This window comes from Rhodovulum visakhapatnamense (assembly GCF_004365965.1).
Classification (GTDB): Bacteria; Pseudomonadota; Alphaproteobacteria; order Rhodobacterales; family Rhodobacteraceae; genus Rhodovulum; species Rhodovulum visakhapatnamense.
Window position 1 is genome coordinate 135295 of record NZ_SOEB01000002.1, and the last position, 13641, is coordinate 148935.

Below are 13641 nucleotides of genomic sequence, written 5' to 3' on the forward strand. Positions count from 1 at the left end.
ATGGACAAGCGCAACCGGACGACAAACGTTCTGATCGTCGGCGTCGGCGGACAGGGCGTCATCATGGTCTCGAAGGTGCTGGCCCAGCTCTGTCAGGAGGCCGGCCATGACGTGAAGCAAAGCGAGGTCCATGGCATGGCCAAGCGCGGCGGCGGCGTCTTCAGCCATGTCCGCTTCGGGCCGAAGGTCTGGTCGCCGACCATCCCCGAGGGCGAGGTCGACATCCTCGTCGCGCTGGAATGGGCCGAGGGCCTGCGCTGGATCCGGCACCTCAAGCCCGAGACCGGCACCTTCATCGCCGATTGCCAGAAGATCGTGCCGCCCTTCGCCTGCCGCAGCCGCAAGCGCGGGGCCGAACCCGCCTATGCGCCCCAGACCCCCGAGGAAATCATCGATCAGGTTCATGCGGGCTATGTGATGGACGCGACCGGGCTTGCGGCCAATCTGGGCAATGCACGCGCCGCCAATACCGTGCTGCTGGGGGCGCTGTCGACCGCGCTCGACTTCCCCGAAGCGGCCTGGGCGCAGGTCATCGCCGCCACCGTCCCGCCGAAATCGGTCGGGATCAACGCCCGGGCCTTCACCGAGGGCCGGGCCTGGGCGCTGGGCGGGACCAAGCGGATCGACGTCACCGCCAGCGGGCTGCAGAAATCCCGCGCCGAGGTCCATCACCCGCAGGTCGAGACCGTGGTCGAGATCACCGCCGACTGGTGCAAGGGCTGCGACATCTGCGTGAAAAGCTGCCCCGAACGCTGCCTGAGGCTGAACGACCAGCTCAAGGCCGAACTGGCGCTGCCCGAGCTGTGCACCGGCTGCCAGCTCTGTTCCTGGCTGTGCCCCGACATGGCGATTTCCGTCACCAACACGCCCGTCCAGGAGGCCGCGTCATGACCGCCCCGTCCCTCGCCGCTGCGCCGGCGGCCCTGACCGGCCGTCGCAATCTGGAAGGCAACGAGGCCTGCGCGCTGGGCGCGATCCGGGCCGGATGCCGGTTCTTCGCGGGCTATCCGATCACGCCGTCCTCGGAAGTGGCCGAGACCATGGCCCGCGAGCTGCCGAAAGTGGGCGGTACCTTCATCCAGATGGAAGATGAAATCGCCTCGATGGGCGCGGTGATCGGCGCCTCGATGGGGGGCGTGACGGCGATGACCGCGACCTCCGGCCCCGGCTTTTCGCTGAAGCAGGAAAACCTCGGCTATGCCTGCGGCGCCGAGATCCCCTGCGTGATCGTCAATGTGATGCGGGGCGGGCCCTCGACCGGGATGCCCACGCGCCCGGCGCAGGGCGACATCCTGCAGGCGCGCTGGGGCACCCATGGCGATCACGCGGTGATCGTGCTGGCCCCGGCCTCGGTCGGCGAGGCCTATTCCGAGACGATCCGCGCGGTCGAGCTGTCGGAAACCCTGCGGGTGCCGGTCGTGGTGCTGCTGGACGAGGTGATCGGCCACCTGACCGAAACCGTCGATCTGGGCGCCGTGGCCGAGGCGCCCGGGATCGCCCGGCCCTTCGCCACCGGCCCGCGCGAGGGCTTCCTGCCCTATGCCGAGACCGCCGATCTGGTGCCGCCGATGCCGCGCCCGGGCGACGGCTATCGCAGCCATTGCACCGGCCTGACCCATGGCCCCGACGGCTTTCCGACCCAGAATCCCGCCGTCGCTGCCGCCGCGCTGACCCGGACCACCGACAAGCTGGTCCTGCACCGCGCCCGGATCGAAAGCTGGCGCGAGCAGGCCACCGAGGATGCCGATCTGCTGATCGTCGCCATCGGCATTTCCGCCCGCGCCGCGCGGCAGGCGGTGAAGGATCTGCGCGCCGAGGGGCTGAAGGTGGGGCTGTTCCGGCCGGTCACGCTCTGGCCCTTCCCCGAGACGCCGCTGCGCGAGGCGGTCGCGGCGGCGGGCACGCGCAAGGTTCTGGTCCCCGAGATGAACCAGGGCCAATTGGTGCTGGAGGTCGAGCGGGTGCTGGCGGGCCGGGCCGAGGTCACGGGGCTGTCCCGCATCGACGGCGAAACCCTGACCCCCGACGAGATCGCCGGGGCGGCGCGGGAGGCGCTGAAATGAAGGACACCAAGACCGAAACCGCCGCGAGCTTCGATGTCAACGACTACCTGCGGCAGGACCGGATGCCGCATTTCCTCTGCCCCGGCTGCGGCCATGGCATCGCGCTCCGGGCGCTGCTTTGGGCGGTGCATGAGCAGGGCATTCCGAAGGACCGGCTGGCGGTCGTCTCGGGCATCGGCTGTTCGGGCCGGCTGTCGGCCTATATCGACGCCAACACCTTCCACACCACCCATGGCCGGCCGCTGACCTTCGCCACCGGGCTCAAGCTTGCGCGGCCCGACCTGCATGTCATCGTCATCACCGGCGACGGCGATTGTCTGGCCATCGGCGGCAACCATCTGATCCATGCCTGCCGCCGCAATCTCGACATCACCTGCGTGATGCTGAACAACGAGATCTACGGCATGACCGGCGGTCAGGTCTCGCCGATGACGGCCGAGGGGCGGTTCACCACCACGACGCCCGAGGGCAATACAGAACCCAATTTCGACGCCTGCGCGCTGGCCGCCGCGGCCGGGGCCAGCTTTGTCGGGCGCGAGGTGACGGCGCAGGTTCTGGCCTTGAAGACGCTGCTGGGACAGGCCATCGCGCATGAGGGCTTTTCCTTTGTCGAGGTGCTGTCGGACTGCACCGAGATCTATGGCCGCAAGAACGATCTTGGCGCCTCGCCCGAGATGATGCTGGCCAAGAAAAGCGCGATGCGGCCCTATGCCTATCGCAACACGGTCGATGTGCCGTTCCGGCCGAACGCGCTGCGGACCGGCGTGCTGACCCGGACCGACCGGCCCGAATACGGCGCCGCCTGGCGCGCCATGGCCGCCCGTATCCGCGAGGAGGAGTAAGCGATGGAGATCCGTTTCAGCGGCAGCGGCGGTCAGGGGCTTTTGCTGTCGGCGCGCATTCTGGCCGCGGCCCTGACCGAGGCCGGGCTGACCGTCGCGCAGTCGAACGCCTACGAGCCCGTCTCGCGCGGGGGGCTGTCGCGGTCCGATCTGGTGATCGGCGAGGCCGAGGCCGATTACCCGCTGGCCCAGCGGCTCGATGTGCTGCTGATCCTCGACGAGGCGGCGGCCACGGTCTCGACCGGGCTTCTGACCCCGGCGTCGCTGGTCCTGTGCGATGCCGAGCGGGTGACGACGCCCCCTCAGGGTCCGTTCCGCACGCTGTGCCTGCCCTTCACCGAGACCGCGCGCACCCTCGGCACCCCTCGCGTGACGAATATCGTGGCGCTCGGCGCGCTGACCGCGCAGACGTCCATCTGCCCGCCCGAGGCCCTGATGGCCGTGATCGTCGCCCAGACCCCCGCCCGGTTCGAGCGGTTGAACCGCGAGGCCTTCGCGGCGGGGCTGGCGATGGGTGAAACCGAACCGGCCTGAGGCCGCTCAGCCCCGGCCGGTCCAGTGCATCGGCCCGCCCTTGCTGCGCGGGAAGCCATAGCCGTGGATCTCGACCAGATCGATCTCGGCCGCGCTGTCTGCAATCCCTTCCGCAAGGATCGTCGCACCCTCGTCGGCCATGGCGCCGACCAGCCTCTCGGCAATCGCGTCGGGCGCAGGCACCTCGCCCCCGGCGATCCGGTCCGCCAGAAGCCGCGCGACCGCGTCCGAGGCGACCGGCATGCGGCCGCCCTCGGGATAGTCGTACCAGCCGCCTCCGGTCTTCTGGCCCTTGCGCCCGGCGCGGACGAGGATGTCGGCCAGCGTTTCGGGCACATCCCGGCCTTCGGCGCGGGCCGCCTCGCGCTGCAGGAAGGCGATGTCGAGCCCGCCCAGATCCTGCGCCTCGAACGGCCCCATCCGGAAGCCGAAGCCGCGCATCGCGGCATCGACCGCCGCCACCGGCACGCCCTCGGCCAGCAGGTCCTCGGCCGCGGCGCGATGGCGTTTCAGGATGCGGTTGCCGATGAAGCCCTCGCAGATCCCGGCCCTGACCGGCATCTTGCCAAGCCGCCGCGCCAGATCGAAGGCCGTGGCCAGCACCTCGGGCGCGGTGCCGGGCAGCGGCACGATTTCCAGAAGCTTCATCACATGGGCCGGACTGAAGAAATGCAGCCCGATCAGACGCTCGGGCGCGGGCACCCCCTCGGCGAGACGGCGCGGGTCGAGATAGGAGGTGTTGGTGGCCAGGATCGCATCCGGACGGCAGACCCGGGCCAGGTCGTCAAAGACCGCCCGCTTGACCGCCAGATCCTCGAAAACCGCCTCGATGGCCAGATCGACATCGCCAAGCGCCGTAGGGTCATCGGTGCAGATCAGCCCGTCCGACAGCGCCTTGGCCTCGTCCCCGGTCAGCTTGCCGCGCGCGGCCGCGCCATCGAAGATGCGGGAAACGGCGGCATGGGCGCGGGCGGCGGCACCGGCGTCGCGCTCGATCAGCGTCACCGGCATCCCCGCCATGCGGAAGGCCGCGGCGATGCCCGCCCCCATGGTCCCGCCACCGACCACCCCGACCGAGCCGATATTGCGCGGCGCGACACCCTTCAGCGCGGCGGGACGCAGGGCGGCCCGTTCGGCAAAGAAGACATGGCGCAGCGCCGCCGCCTCGGGGCTGTCGCGCAACGCAAGGAAAGTGGCGCGCTCGAAAGCCATGGCCTCGTCGAAGGACGCCTCGGTCGCCTTCCGGACCGCCTCGAGCGCCCGGAGCGGCGCCGCCTCGCCCGCCTTTTCCAGCCGCGTGCGGCGCTCGGACCAATAGCTGTCGGGCCGGGTCTCGACCGGCCGGGCCGAGACCGGCTCGGGCAGCGCCCCCCCGATCATCGAGGCGGCATAGGACACCGCCGCGCCGCGCAGATCGCCCGTCACCATCGCATCGACCAGCCCCAGCCGCAGCGCCTCGGGCGCGGGCACGGGCTTGCCAGAGGTGACCATCTCGACCGCCGCCTCGATGCCCGCGAGGCGGGGCGTGCGCACCGTGCCCGAGGCGCCCGGAATGATGCCCAGACCGACCTCGGGGAACCCCACGCGGGCTTCCGAATCGATCAGCCGGAACCGGCAGCCCAGCGCGACTTCCAGCCCGCCGCCCAGCGCCGCGCCATGAATGGCGGCGGTCCAGGGCTTGGCGGCAGCCTCGATCCGGTCGACCAGATCGGGCAGGTGCGGCTCGACCGGCGGCTGGCCGAATTCCTTGACATCGGCCCCGGCGATGAAGCTGCGCCCGGCGCAGACCAGCACCACGGCGCGGATCCCGGGGTCGGCATCGAGCGTCTCGACCGCCTGCCAGAGCGCGCAGCGGACCTCGGCCGAGATCGCGTTGACGGGCGGGTTGTCGAGGATCGCTACGGCAATTTCGCCCTCGCGGTCGATGGTCAGTACGGACATGTCGGATCAGATCCCCAGATAGGCTTCGCGGATGCGCGGATCGGCGATCAGCGCCTCGGCCGGCCCCTCCATCGCGATCCGCCCGGTTTCCATCACATAGCCCCGGTCGGCGACCTTCAACGCCCCGAAGGCATTCTGTTCGACCAGCAGCACGGTCACCCCCAGCGCCTTGAGCCCGGTGACCACGTCGAAGATCTGCCGCACCAGCAGCGGCGCCAGACCCATCGAGGGCTCGTCAAGCAGCAGGCAGGCGGGCCGCCCCATCAGCGCGCGGGCGATGGCCAGCATCTGCTGCTGCCCGCCCGACAGCCCGCCGGCGGCCAGGTTGCGTTTCTCGCGCAACATCGGGAACAGGGCGAAGGCCTCGTCCATGTCGCGGGCCACGCGGTCATCGTCGTAAAGAAAGGCGCCAAGCCGCAGGTTTTCCTCGACCGAGAGATTGGTGAAGATCTGCCGCCCCTCGGGCGAATGCGCCAGCCCGTGGCGCAGCCGCTTGTGCGCGGGCGTCGTCACATAGGTCTCGCCGCGAAAGACGACGCGGCCGTCGGTGATCGGCTGGATCCCCGACAGACAGCGCAGAAGGGTGGTCTTGCCCGCGCCATTGGCCCCGACGACGGTGACGATCTCGCCCGAGTTGACCGTCAGGTCGATGCCGTGCAGCACCTCGATCCGGCCATAGCGCGCGCGCAGGTTCTCAACCGTCAGCATGGGCGGCCTCCGGCTCGGCGACGGGCGCGCCCAGATAGGCGGCGATCACATCGGGGTTGCGGCTGACCGTGGCCGGGTCGCCCTCGGCGATCTTCTCGCCATGGTCCAGCACCACGATATGGGTCGAGATTCGCATCACCAGCTTCATGTCATGCTCGACCAGCAGGATGGCGATGCCCGATTGTGCCATCCCGGCGATCAGCCGGTCGATTTCCTCGGTCTCGACCGCGTTGCAGCCCGCGGCGGGTTCGTCCAGCAACAAGAGCCGCGGCGCGGTGGCCAGCGCCCGGGCGATTTCCAGCCGCTTGAGCGCACCATAGGACAGCTCGCCCGCCTCGCGGTCGGCCGCGCGGTCGAGCCCGACCCGGGCCAGCAGATCGCGCGCGCCCGCAAGCGCCCCGGCCGACCGGCGGCGCGCGCCCGGCAGCGCCAGCAGGTCGGCCATCAAGGCCCCGCTTTCGCGCAGATGAAACCCGGTCGCGGCGTTTTCCAGCACGCTCATCGCCGGAAAGATCTGCAGGTTCTGGAAGGTGCGCGACAGACCACGGCGCGCCAGAAGATGCGGCGCCATCCCGGTCACGTCCTCGCCGTCAAGCCGCACCCTTCCCGCGCCGGGCAGGTAGACGCCCGAGATCATGTTGAACAGCGTGGTCTTGCCCGCCCCGTTCGGCCCGATGATCGACACGATCTCGCCGGGCGCGACAGTCAGGCCCACATCATGGACGGCGCGCACGCCGCCGAACGCGATGCCCAGCCCCTCGACCGACAGAAGGCTCATTCGCCCCTCCCCCTCAGCTTGCGTGCCAGCGACGGGATCAGCCCCTCGGGCAGGAAGATCATGACGAGGATCATCACCGCGCCCAGCACCATCTGTTCGTAGTCGGCAAAGACCGTCAGCACCTGCGGCAGCAGCGTCAGGATCACCGCGCCGAAGATCGCGCCGATGACCGAGCCGACGCCGCCCAGCACCGCCATGGTGACCATCTCGATCGAATGCATGAAGCCCGCCACGTCGGGCGTGATGAACCGGTTCTGCATCGCCAGCAGCGAGCCCGCGACCGAGGCATAGACCGCCGAAATGGTGAAGGCCTGCAGTTTCAGCCGGGCGACGTCGATGCCGACGGTCCGCGCCGCCACCTCGGACCCGTGCAGCGCCCGCAGCGCCCGGCCGGTCGGGCTGGCCTGCAGGTTCAGCGCGGCCCAGGCCCCGATCAGCAGGCACAGCCCGCAGCACCAGTACCAGAATTCGCCGCCGGTCAGCTTCAGCCCCAGATCCTTCAGCAGATCGCGCAGCCCCGGATCGGGCACCGCCATGCCGTCGGGCCCGCCGGTCAGCGCGCGTTCGTTGCCGAGAACCATGGCGACGAGGATGCCGAAGCCGAGGCTTGCCACGGCCAGGTAATAGCCCTTGAGCCGGAGGATCGGGCGGCCGACGAGCCAGGCCACCGCGGCGGAGACGAGGGCGCCGAGGACCACCGCCAGCAGCGGATGCAGCCCCAGATGCCCCGGCGCCAGCGCCGAGGCATAGGCTCCGATCCCGGCGAACCCGGCATGGCCGAGGCTGATCTGCCCGGCATAGCCCGTCAGGATCACGATGCCGATCACCGCCAGCCCGTTGACGAAGATCAGCGCACCGACCCGGAAGTAATAGCCCGAGGGAAAGAACAGCGGCAAAAGCGCGATCAGCAGGAAGAGGATCAGAAGCTGGGTCCATTTCGCGGAAGGGCGCATGCCGGTCACACCCTCTCGGTCCCGGCGCGGCCGAACAGGCCCTGCGGCATGGCGAACAGCACCCCGAGGATGACGATGAAGGCCACCGCCTCCTTGTAGTGCGAACTGACATAGCCCGCCGTCAGCGCCTCGAAGAGCCCCAGCAGGATCCCGCCCGCCAGCGCCCCCTTGGGATTGCCCATGCCGCCCAGCATGGCGGCCGCGAACCCCTTCAGCGCAAGGCCCACACCCACATCGTAGCTGACCAGCGTGATCGGGGTGACGAGAACGCCCGCCAGCGCCCCGATCGCGGCCGACAGCCCGAAGGCCAACGTCATCACCCAACCGGTATTGATGCCGACAAGCTGCGCCGCCGTCCGGTTGTTCGAGGTCGCCAGCACCGCCTTGCCGGTCAGCGTGCGGGTGAAGAAGGCCCAGAGCCCGACGAAGACCGCCAGCGCCCCGCCGATCACCCAGAGGCTTTGCGGCAGGATCGTCGCCCCCATCACCCGGATCGGATCGTCGCCCGAAAAGGCCGGCAGCCCGTGCAACTGCTTGTCGAAGATCAGCTGGGCCGCGCCCCGGATCAGGATCGAGGCGCCGATGGTGATGATGATGACCGACACGACCGGCGCGCCGCGCGCGGGCTCGATGGCGAGCCGATTGAGCGCGACCCCCAGCGCGGCTGTCGCAAGGATCGCCCCAAGCGCCGCCAGCGGCAGCGGCAGCCCCGCGAGATGCGCGAAGACCGTGATCATGCCCCCCAGCATGACGAATTCGCCCTGGGCGAAATTCACCACGTCGGAGGCGTTGTAGATGATGGTGAAGCCGAGGGCGACCAGCGCATAGACCGCGCCGACCGTCACCCCGGAAAAGACAAACTGCATCAGCGCGTCCATGGACGTCTCCGTGCCTCGGGCGTTCGGGGAAGGGGGCGGCGCGGACCCGGCGCCGCCCGGAGGGGCCTCTGTCGACAGGATGTCAGTCGACGGGCACCCAGCCGCCGTCCCGGATCTCGAGCAGGCGGAAGGCCGACAAATCGAGCCCCAGATGGTCGTCGGCGCTGAAGCTGTAGGTGCCGGTGGTGCCGACCAGCCCCGAGGTCGCCTCGAGCGCGTCGCGGATCGCGACCGGATCGTCGCCGCCCGCCCGCGAGATGGCATCGACCAGAAGCGCGAAGGCGTCATGGGCATAGCCGCCGAAGGTCGAGACATCCATGCCGTAGGCGGCCTCGAACTCGGCCTTGTAGGCCTGCACCACGGCGCGCTGCGGATCGTCCTCGGCCAGCTGGCCCGCGATCAGCAGCGCGGTGCCCGGCAGCCGCAGCCCCTCGGCCGCATCGGCGCCCGCCAGCTCGATGAAGGCGTCCGAGGCCACCCCGTGCGACTGGTAGAAGGGCAGGTCGATGCCAAGCTGGTGGTAGTTGCGGGTGACGATGGCCGGGCCCTGGCCGAAGCCCGGGTTCAGCACCGCCTGCACGCCCCCGGTGCCGCGGATCTTGGTCAGCTGGGGCGTCACGTCGGCATCCTTGGGGCCATAGGTCTCGTCGGCGACGATCTCGATGCCGAACTGGCCCACCACGTCCTTGCACTGGGCCTGCATCGAGGCCCCGAACCCGTCCGTGCCCGAGATCATGCCGATCTTTTCGATGCCCCGCGCCGCCATGTCGGTGAAGATCTTCTCGCAGGCCATGCGGTCGGTATGGGGCGTCTTGAAGACGAAGGGCCGCACCGGATCGACGATGCTGACAGCACCCGCCAGCGATACGAAGGGGATCTCGTTGTCTTCGGCCACCGACAGGATCGACATGGTGGTGCCGGTGGTCGAGCCGCCGATGATCGCCACCACCTCGTCATCCTCGACCAGCCGGGTGGCGAAGGTCAGTGCCTTGTTCGGATCGCCGCCATCGTCATACAGCACCAGCTCGACCGGCTCGCCATCGATGCCGCCCGCGGCATTCAGCGCCTCGACCATCATTTCCAGCGTCTTGGCCTCGGGATCGCCGAGAAACGAGGCGGGGCCGGTGGCCGACAGGCTTGCGCCCAGCCGGATCTCGGCAAGGCCTGGCCCGGCCGCGCCAAGCGCGGCGATCAGCGCCAGGGCTGTCGTCGTGAGGGTCTTCAAGGTTCTGTCCTCCCAGATCAGATCTTTTTTGGTCCTGCGCTCCCGGCAGGGCGAAACCGCGTCGCGCCAAGGGCCGATGCGCGCGCGGGCCACACCATGGCCAACGCGTTCCTCCCCACACGGCCGTGCCGATCTGCCCCGATCCTCCTGACGGATATTATTGACCGACCGGACGGTTTATGCAAGAAGATTTTGAGGAAGACGGGAGGAGAGAGATGGCAGACTCGCACAGCGTTCTGGCGACGCTGGACCGGGGGGTGCTTCGGCTGGTGCTGAACCGGCCACAGAAGCTTAACGCCTTCAACGAGGACATGCATAGGGCGCTCCGGTCGCAGCTGGACCGCGCGCATGAGGACGCCGCCGTCCGGGCGGTGCTGCTGACCGGGGCCGGGCGCGGCTTTTCGGCGGGGCAGGATCTGGGCGACCGCGATCCGCGCCGGGGTGGGCCGCCGCCCGATCTGGGCCATACGCTCGAGACCTTCTACAACCCCATGCTCCGCCGTCTGCGCAGCCTTGAAAAACCGGTGATCTGCGCGGTGAACGGGGTCGCGGCCGGGGCCGGGGCGAATATCGCGCTGGCCTGCGACATCGTGCTGGCCGCGCGCTCGGCGACATTCATCCAGGCCTTTTCGAAAATCGGACTGGTGCCCGACGCCGGAGGCAGCTGGTCGCTGACCCGAATTCTGGGCGAGCCCCGCGCCAAGGCGCTGGCGATGACCGCCGAGCCCCTGCCAGCCGAGACCGCCGCCGAATGGGGGCTGATCTGGAAGGCGGTCGAGGACGAGGCGCTGATGGACGAGGCGACCGCGCTGGCCGAACGGCTGGCGGCCGGTCCGACGCTGGGGCTTGGGCTGACCAAGCGGCTGATCCAGACCGCCTCGGGCGGCAGCTTCGATGCCCAGCTCGATCTGGAACGCGACGCCCAGCGCCGCGCCGGGCAAAGCGCCGATTATGCCGAGGGCGTCACCGCCTTTCTGGAAAAACGCGCGCCTGTCTTCCGGGGGCAGTAGGATGGAGGCCCCCGATATGAAACCTGAAAAGACCCCGCAGGACCTGGCCGAGGCCTGCGCTGCCGCGATGTGGAACGACGACAGCGCGGCGCGGCGGCTCGACATGCGGCTTGAGCACATCGCGCCCGGGCAGGCGACGCTGTCGATGACCCTGACCGAGGCGATGACCAACGGTCATGGCATCGCCCATGGCGGCTATATCTTCACGCTGGCCGACACCGCCTTCGCCTATGCCTGCAACAGCTATGACGCGGTGACCGTGGCGCAGCACTGCGCGGTCACCTATCTGGCGCCCGGCCATGTCGGCGATCGGCTGACCGCCGCCGCGCGCGAGCTGTCGCGCAGCGGGCGGTCGGGCCTCTACGATGTGCGCGTCACCAATCAGGACGGAACCGCCATCGCCGAATTCCGCGGAAACTCGCGCACGATCCGGGGCCATCTGCTGCCCCGGACCGATGCCTAGACCTGGGCCGAAAGGGAGGACCCAATGACCGATCTGACCCCGACGAAGGACATCCTCGATCCGATCGAGACCGCCTCGCGCGACGAGATCGCGGCGCTTCAGTTCCACCGCATGAAGCGGACGCTGAAGCATGCCTATGAAAATTCCGCCTTCTACCGCAAACGCTTCGACGATCATGGCGTGCATCCCGAAGAGCTGCACTGCCTCGCCGATCTGGCCCGCTTCCCGTTCACGACAAAGACCGACCTGCGCGACAGCTATCCGTTCGGCATGTTCGCCACCCCGCGCGAGGCCCTCGTGCGCATCCATGCCTCGTCGGGCACCACCGGCAAACCCACGGTGGTGGGCTATACCCAGCACGACATCGACGTCTGGGCCGATCTGATGGCCCGCTCGATCCGCGCCTCGGGCGGGCGCAAGGGCGACATCGCCCATGTCGCCTATGGCTACGGGCTCTTCACCGGCGGGCTCGGGGCGCATTACGGCGCCGAGCGGCTGGGTTGTACCGTGGTGCCGATGTCGGGCGGCATGACCGAACGCCAGGTCACGCTGATCCAGGACTTCCGCCCCTCGATCATCATGGTCACGCCCTCCTACATGCTGTCGATCCTCGACGAGTTCCGCCGCCAGGGGATCGACCCGCGCGCCAGTTCGCTCAAGGTCGGCATCTTCGGCGCCGAGCCCTGGACCAACGCCATGCGCCGCGAGATCGAGGAGGCCTTCGACATGCATGCGGTCGACATCTACGGCCTGTCCGAGGTGATGGGGCCGGGCGTCGCCTGCGAATGCGTGGAATCGAAGGACGGGCTGCATATCTGGGAAGATCACTTCTACCCCGAGATCATCGACCCCGAGACCGGCGCCGTGCTGCCCGATGGCGAGATGGGCGAGCTGGTCTTCACCACGCTAACCAAGGAAGGCCTGCCCATGGTGCGCTACCGCACCCGCGACCTGACCCGGCTTCTGCCGGGCTCGGTGCGCTCGATGCGGCGGATGGAAAAGATCACCGGGCGCACCGACGACATGATCATCCTGCGGGGCGTCAACGTCTTCCCGACCCAGATCGAGGAGCAGATCCTGAAATGCCCCGGGCTCGCGCCCCATTTCCAGATCGAGCTGACCCGGCAGGGCCGCATGGACGCGATGACCGTGCATGTCGAATGCCATGCCAGCCACGGCACCGCCGAGGCACGGCACGCCTCGGCGGGCGAACTGGCCCATCACATCAAGTCGGTGATAGGGGTCAGCACCCGGATCGAGGTGCACGACCCCGAAGGCGTCGAGCGCTCGGCGGGCAAGGCCCGGCGCGTCGTCGACCGCCGGCCGAAGGATTGAACAGGACGGGCGGGGCCGGACCCCGCCCCCGAACTTGAGAAAGCAGGACCGGATGGCACGGACGCGGGCCGAGGATTTCGAACGGAAACAGCGCAACCTTCTTCTGGACGCGGCGCGCGTCTTTGCCGAACAGGGCATGGAAAAGGCCTCGATGGCCCAGATCGCGGCCGAGGCCGGGGTCTCGAAGTCCTTGCTTTATCACTACTATCCCAGCAAGGACGCGCTGATCTTCTCGATCATCGAAACCCACCTGACCGAGCTTGACGATGCGCTGGCCGAGGCCGACAGACCGGACGCAGCCCCCGAGGACCGGCTGCGCCTGCTGGTGCGCACGGTGCTGGAAAAGTACCGGGGCGCGGACGATCAGCACAAGGTGCAGCTGAACGCCGCCGCAGCGCTGTCGCCCGACCAGCGCGCATGTCTGACCGAGATCGAGCGCCGGATCGTACGCCGCTTCTCGGCGGTCTTGACCGAGATCCGGCCAGAATTGAAAGGCCCGGGCACGATGCTGATGCCGGTGACGATGTCGCTCTTCGGGATGATGAACTGGGTCTACATGTGGTTCAAGGAAGGCGGCCCGATCAGCCGCGACGACTATGCCGATCTCGCCACCAGATTGATGCTGGGCGGTCTCGGAAACCTCGACTGATCGAGCCGTCTCGTGCCGGAGACGGTCCGGGCAGGTGCCGCGGATACGCAAGCATCATCTGTCGCTCAGTTCGAGCGACAGATGATCCTTGAACGGCAACGGGAGCGGATCGCCAAGGCGAAGGCTGACGGGAAGTACAAGGGTCGGAAGCCCAGCGCCCGAATGAAGAAGGCGGATGCCCTGGCATTTCTGGGGCAGGGGGTCGGCAAACGGCGGGTCGTACGGAACCTCGGTATCTCGGAAAGGTCGGTCTACCGGATCA

14 protein-coding genes are annotated in these 13641 nt (G+C 68.9%); 8 read left to right on the top strand and 6 right to left on the bottom strand.

What is annotated here, in order from left to right:
* The 4 genes from EV657_RS02455 to EV657_RS02470 are packed head-to-tail and all read left to right on the top strand — an operon-like array spanning position 1 to position 3439.
* On the top strand, positions 1-891 hold the full coding sequence (locus EV657_RS02455; protein WP_134077027.1) for a 2-oxoacid:acceptor oxidoreductase family protein: 891 nt from the start codon (positions 1-3) through the stop codon (positions 889-891).
* The gene (locus tag EV657_RS02460; protein WP_134077028.1) at positions 888-2063 is read left to right on the top strand and encodes a 2-oxoacid:acceptor oxidoreductase subunit alpha; all 1176 of its coding nucleotides are present in this window, start codon (positions 888-890) and stop codon (positions 2061-2063) included. The genes EV657_RS02455 and EV657_RS02460 overlap by 4 nt, the downstream gene beginning before the upstream one ends.
* The gene (locus EV657_RS02465; protein WP_113670167.1) at positions 2060-2905 is read left to right on the top strand and encodes a 2-oxoacid:ferredoxin oxidoreductase subunit beta; all 846 of its coding nucleotides are present in this window, start codon (positions 2060-2062) and stop codon (positions 2903-2905) included. Before EV657_RS02460 ends, EV657_RS02465 begins: the two co-directional genes overlap by 4 nt.
* Positions 2906-2908: 3 nt before the next feature.
* A complete protein-coding gene (locus tag EV657_RS02470) occupies positions 2909-3439 on the top strand; it encodes a 2-oxoacid:acceptor oxidoreductase family protein (protein WP_134077029.1) in 531 nt (176 codons plus the stop codon).
* A gap of 6 nt (positions 3440-3445) precedes the next feature.
* Here the strand turns inward: EV657_RS02470 and EV657_RS02475 are convergent, their stop codons facing one another.
* From EV657_RS02475 to EV657_RS02500, 6 genes are all read right to left on the bottom strand, one after another.
* On the bottom strand, positions 3446-5380 hold the full coding sequence (locus EV657_RS02475; RefSeq protein WP_134077030.1) for a 3-hydroxyacyl-CoA dehydrogenase NAD-binding domain-containing protein: 1935 nt from the start codon (positions 5378-5380) through the stop codon (positions 3446-3448).
* 6 nt (positions 5381-5386) lie between these two features.
* Positions 5387-6088: an ABC transporter ATP-binding protein gene (locus EV657_RS02480; protein ID WP_134077031.1), complete on the bottom strand. Its 702-nt coding sequence runs from the start codon at positions 6086-6088 to the stop codon at positions 5387-5389.
* The gene (locus EV657_RS02485) at positions 6075-6866 is read right to left on the bottom strand and encodes an ABC transporter ATP-binding protein (protein ID WP_134077032.1); all 792 of its coding nucleotides are present in this window, start codon (positions 6864-6866) and stop codon (positions 6075-6077) included. The genes EV657_RS02480 and EV657_RS02485 overlap by 14 nt, the downstream gene beginning before the upstream one ends.
* A complete protein-coding gene (locus EV657_RS02490; RefSeq protein WP_134077033.1) occupies positions 6863-7819 on the bottom strand; it encodes a branched-chain amino acid ABC transporter permease in 957 nt (318 codons plus the stop codon). Before EV657_RS02490 ends, EV657_RS02485 begins: the two co-directional genes overlap by 4 nt.
* A gap of 5 nt (positions 7820-7824) precedes the next feature.
* Positions 7825-8697, bottom strand: a complete 873-nt coding sequence (locus EV657_RS02495) for a branched-chain amino acid ABC transporter permease (RefSeq protein ID WP_113670162.1) — start codon at positions 8695-8697, stop codon at positions 7825-7827.
* Between the two features lie 82 nt (positions 8698-8779).
* Complete coding sequence (locus EV657_RS02500) at positions 8780-9922, bottom strand: ABC transporter substrate-binding protein (RefSeq protein ID WP_113670237.1); 1143 nt, start codon at positions 9920-9922, stop codon at positions 8780-8782.
* Positions 9923-10137: 215 nt separating this feature from the next.
* Between EV657_RS02500 and paaG the strand changes: the two genes are divergently transcribed.
* The 4 genes from paaG to EV657_RS02520 are packed head-to-tail and all read left to right on the top strand — an operon-like array spanning position 10138 to position 13379.
* A complete protein-coding gene (gene paaG, locus EV657_RS02505) occupies positions 10138-10932 on the top strand; it encodes a 2-(1,2-epoxy-1,2-dihydrophenyl)acetyl-CoA isomerase PaaG (protein ID WP_134077034.1) in 795 nt (264 codons plus the stop codon).
* 16 nt (positions 10933-10948) lie between these two features.
* Positions 10949-11395, top strand: a complete 447-nt coding sequence (gene paaI, locus EV657_RS02510) for a hydroxyphenylacetyl-CoA thioesterase PaaI (protein ID WP_207802475.1) — start codon at positions 10949-10951, stop codon at positions 11393-11395.
* Positions 11396-11419: 24 nt separating this feature from the next.
* On the top strand, positions 11420-12730 hold the full coding sequence (gene paaK, locus EV657_RS02515) for a phenylacetate--CoA ligase PaaK (protein WP_134077035.1): 1311 nt from the start codon (positions 11420-11422) through the stop codon (positions 12728-12730).
* A gap of 52 nt (positions 12731-12782) precedes the next feature.
* Entirely contained in the window at positions 12783-13379 is a 597-nt protein-coding gene (locus EV657_RS02520; RefSeq protein WP_075784722.1) for a TetR/AcrR family transcriptional regulator, read from the top strand.
* Positions 13380-13641: the final 262 nt, after the last annotated feature.

What these genes read in the sequence shown, in the direction of transcription:
- EV657_RS02480 (WP_134077031.1), bottom strand. Translation starts at nt 6,088, where the DNA reads ATGCTGACGGTTGAGAACCTGCGCGCGCGCTATGGCCGGATCGAGGTG.
- paaK (WP_134077035.1), top strand. Translation starts at nt 11,420, where the DNA reads ATGACCGATCTGACCCCGACGAAGGACATCCTCGATCCGATCGAGACC.
- paaG (WP_134077034.1), top strand. Translation starts at nt 10,138, where the DNA reads ATGGCAGACTCGCACAGCGTTCTGGCGACGCTGGACCGGGGGGTGCTT.
- EV657_RS02455 (WP_134077027.1), top strand. Translation starts at nt 1, where the DNA reads ATGGACAAGCGCAACCGGACGACAAACGTTCTGATCGTCGGCGTCGGC.
- EV657_RS02485 (WP_134077032.1), bottom strand. Translation starts at nt 6,866, where the DNA reads ATGAGCCTTCTGTCGGTCGAGGGGCTGGGCATCGCGTTCGGCGGCGTG.
- EV657_RS02495 (WP_113670162.1), bottom strand. Translation starts at nt 8,697, where the DNA reads ATGGACGCGCTGATGCAGTTTGTCTTTTCCGGGGTGACGGTCGGCGCG.
- paaI (WP_207802475.1), top strand. Translation starts at nt 10,949, where the DNA reads ATGAAACCTGAAAAGACCCCGCAGGACCTGGCCGAGGCCTGCGCTGCC.
- EV657_RS02465 (WP_113670167.1), top strand. Translation starts at nt 2,060, where the DNA reads ATGAAGGACACCAAGACCGAAACCGCCGCGAGCTTCGATGTCAACGAC.
- EV657_RS02475 (WP_134077030.1), bottom strand. Translation starts at nt 5,380, where the DNA reads ATGTCCGTACTGACCATCGACCGCGAGGGCGAAATTGCCGTAGCGATC.
- EV657_RS02460 (WP_134077028.1), top strand. Translation starts at nt 888, where the DNA reads ATGACCGCCCCGTCCCTCGCCGCTGCGCCGGCGGCCCTGACCGGCCGT.
- EV657_RS02490 (WP_134077033.1), bottom strand. Translation starts at nt 7,819, where the DNA reads ATGCGCCCTTCCGCGAAATGGACCCAGCTTCTGATCCTCTTCCTGCTG.
- EV657_RS02470 (WP_134077029.1), top strand. Translation starts at nt 2,909, where the DNA reads ATGGAGATCCGTTTCAGCGGCAGCGGCGGTCAGGGGCTTTTGCTGTCG.
- EV657_RS02520 (WP_075784722.1), top strand. Translation starts at nt 12,783, where the DNA reads ATGGCACGGACGCGGGCCGAGGATTTCGAACGGAAACAGCGCAACCTT.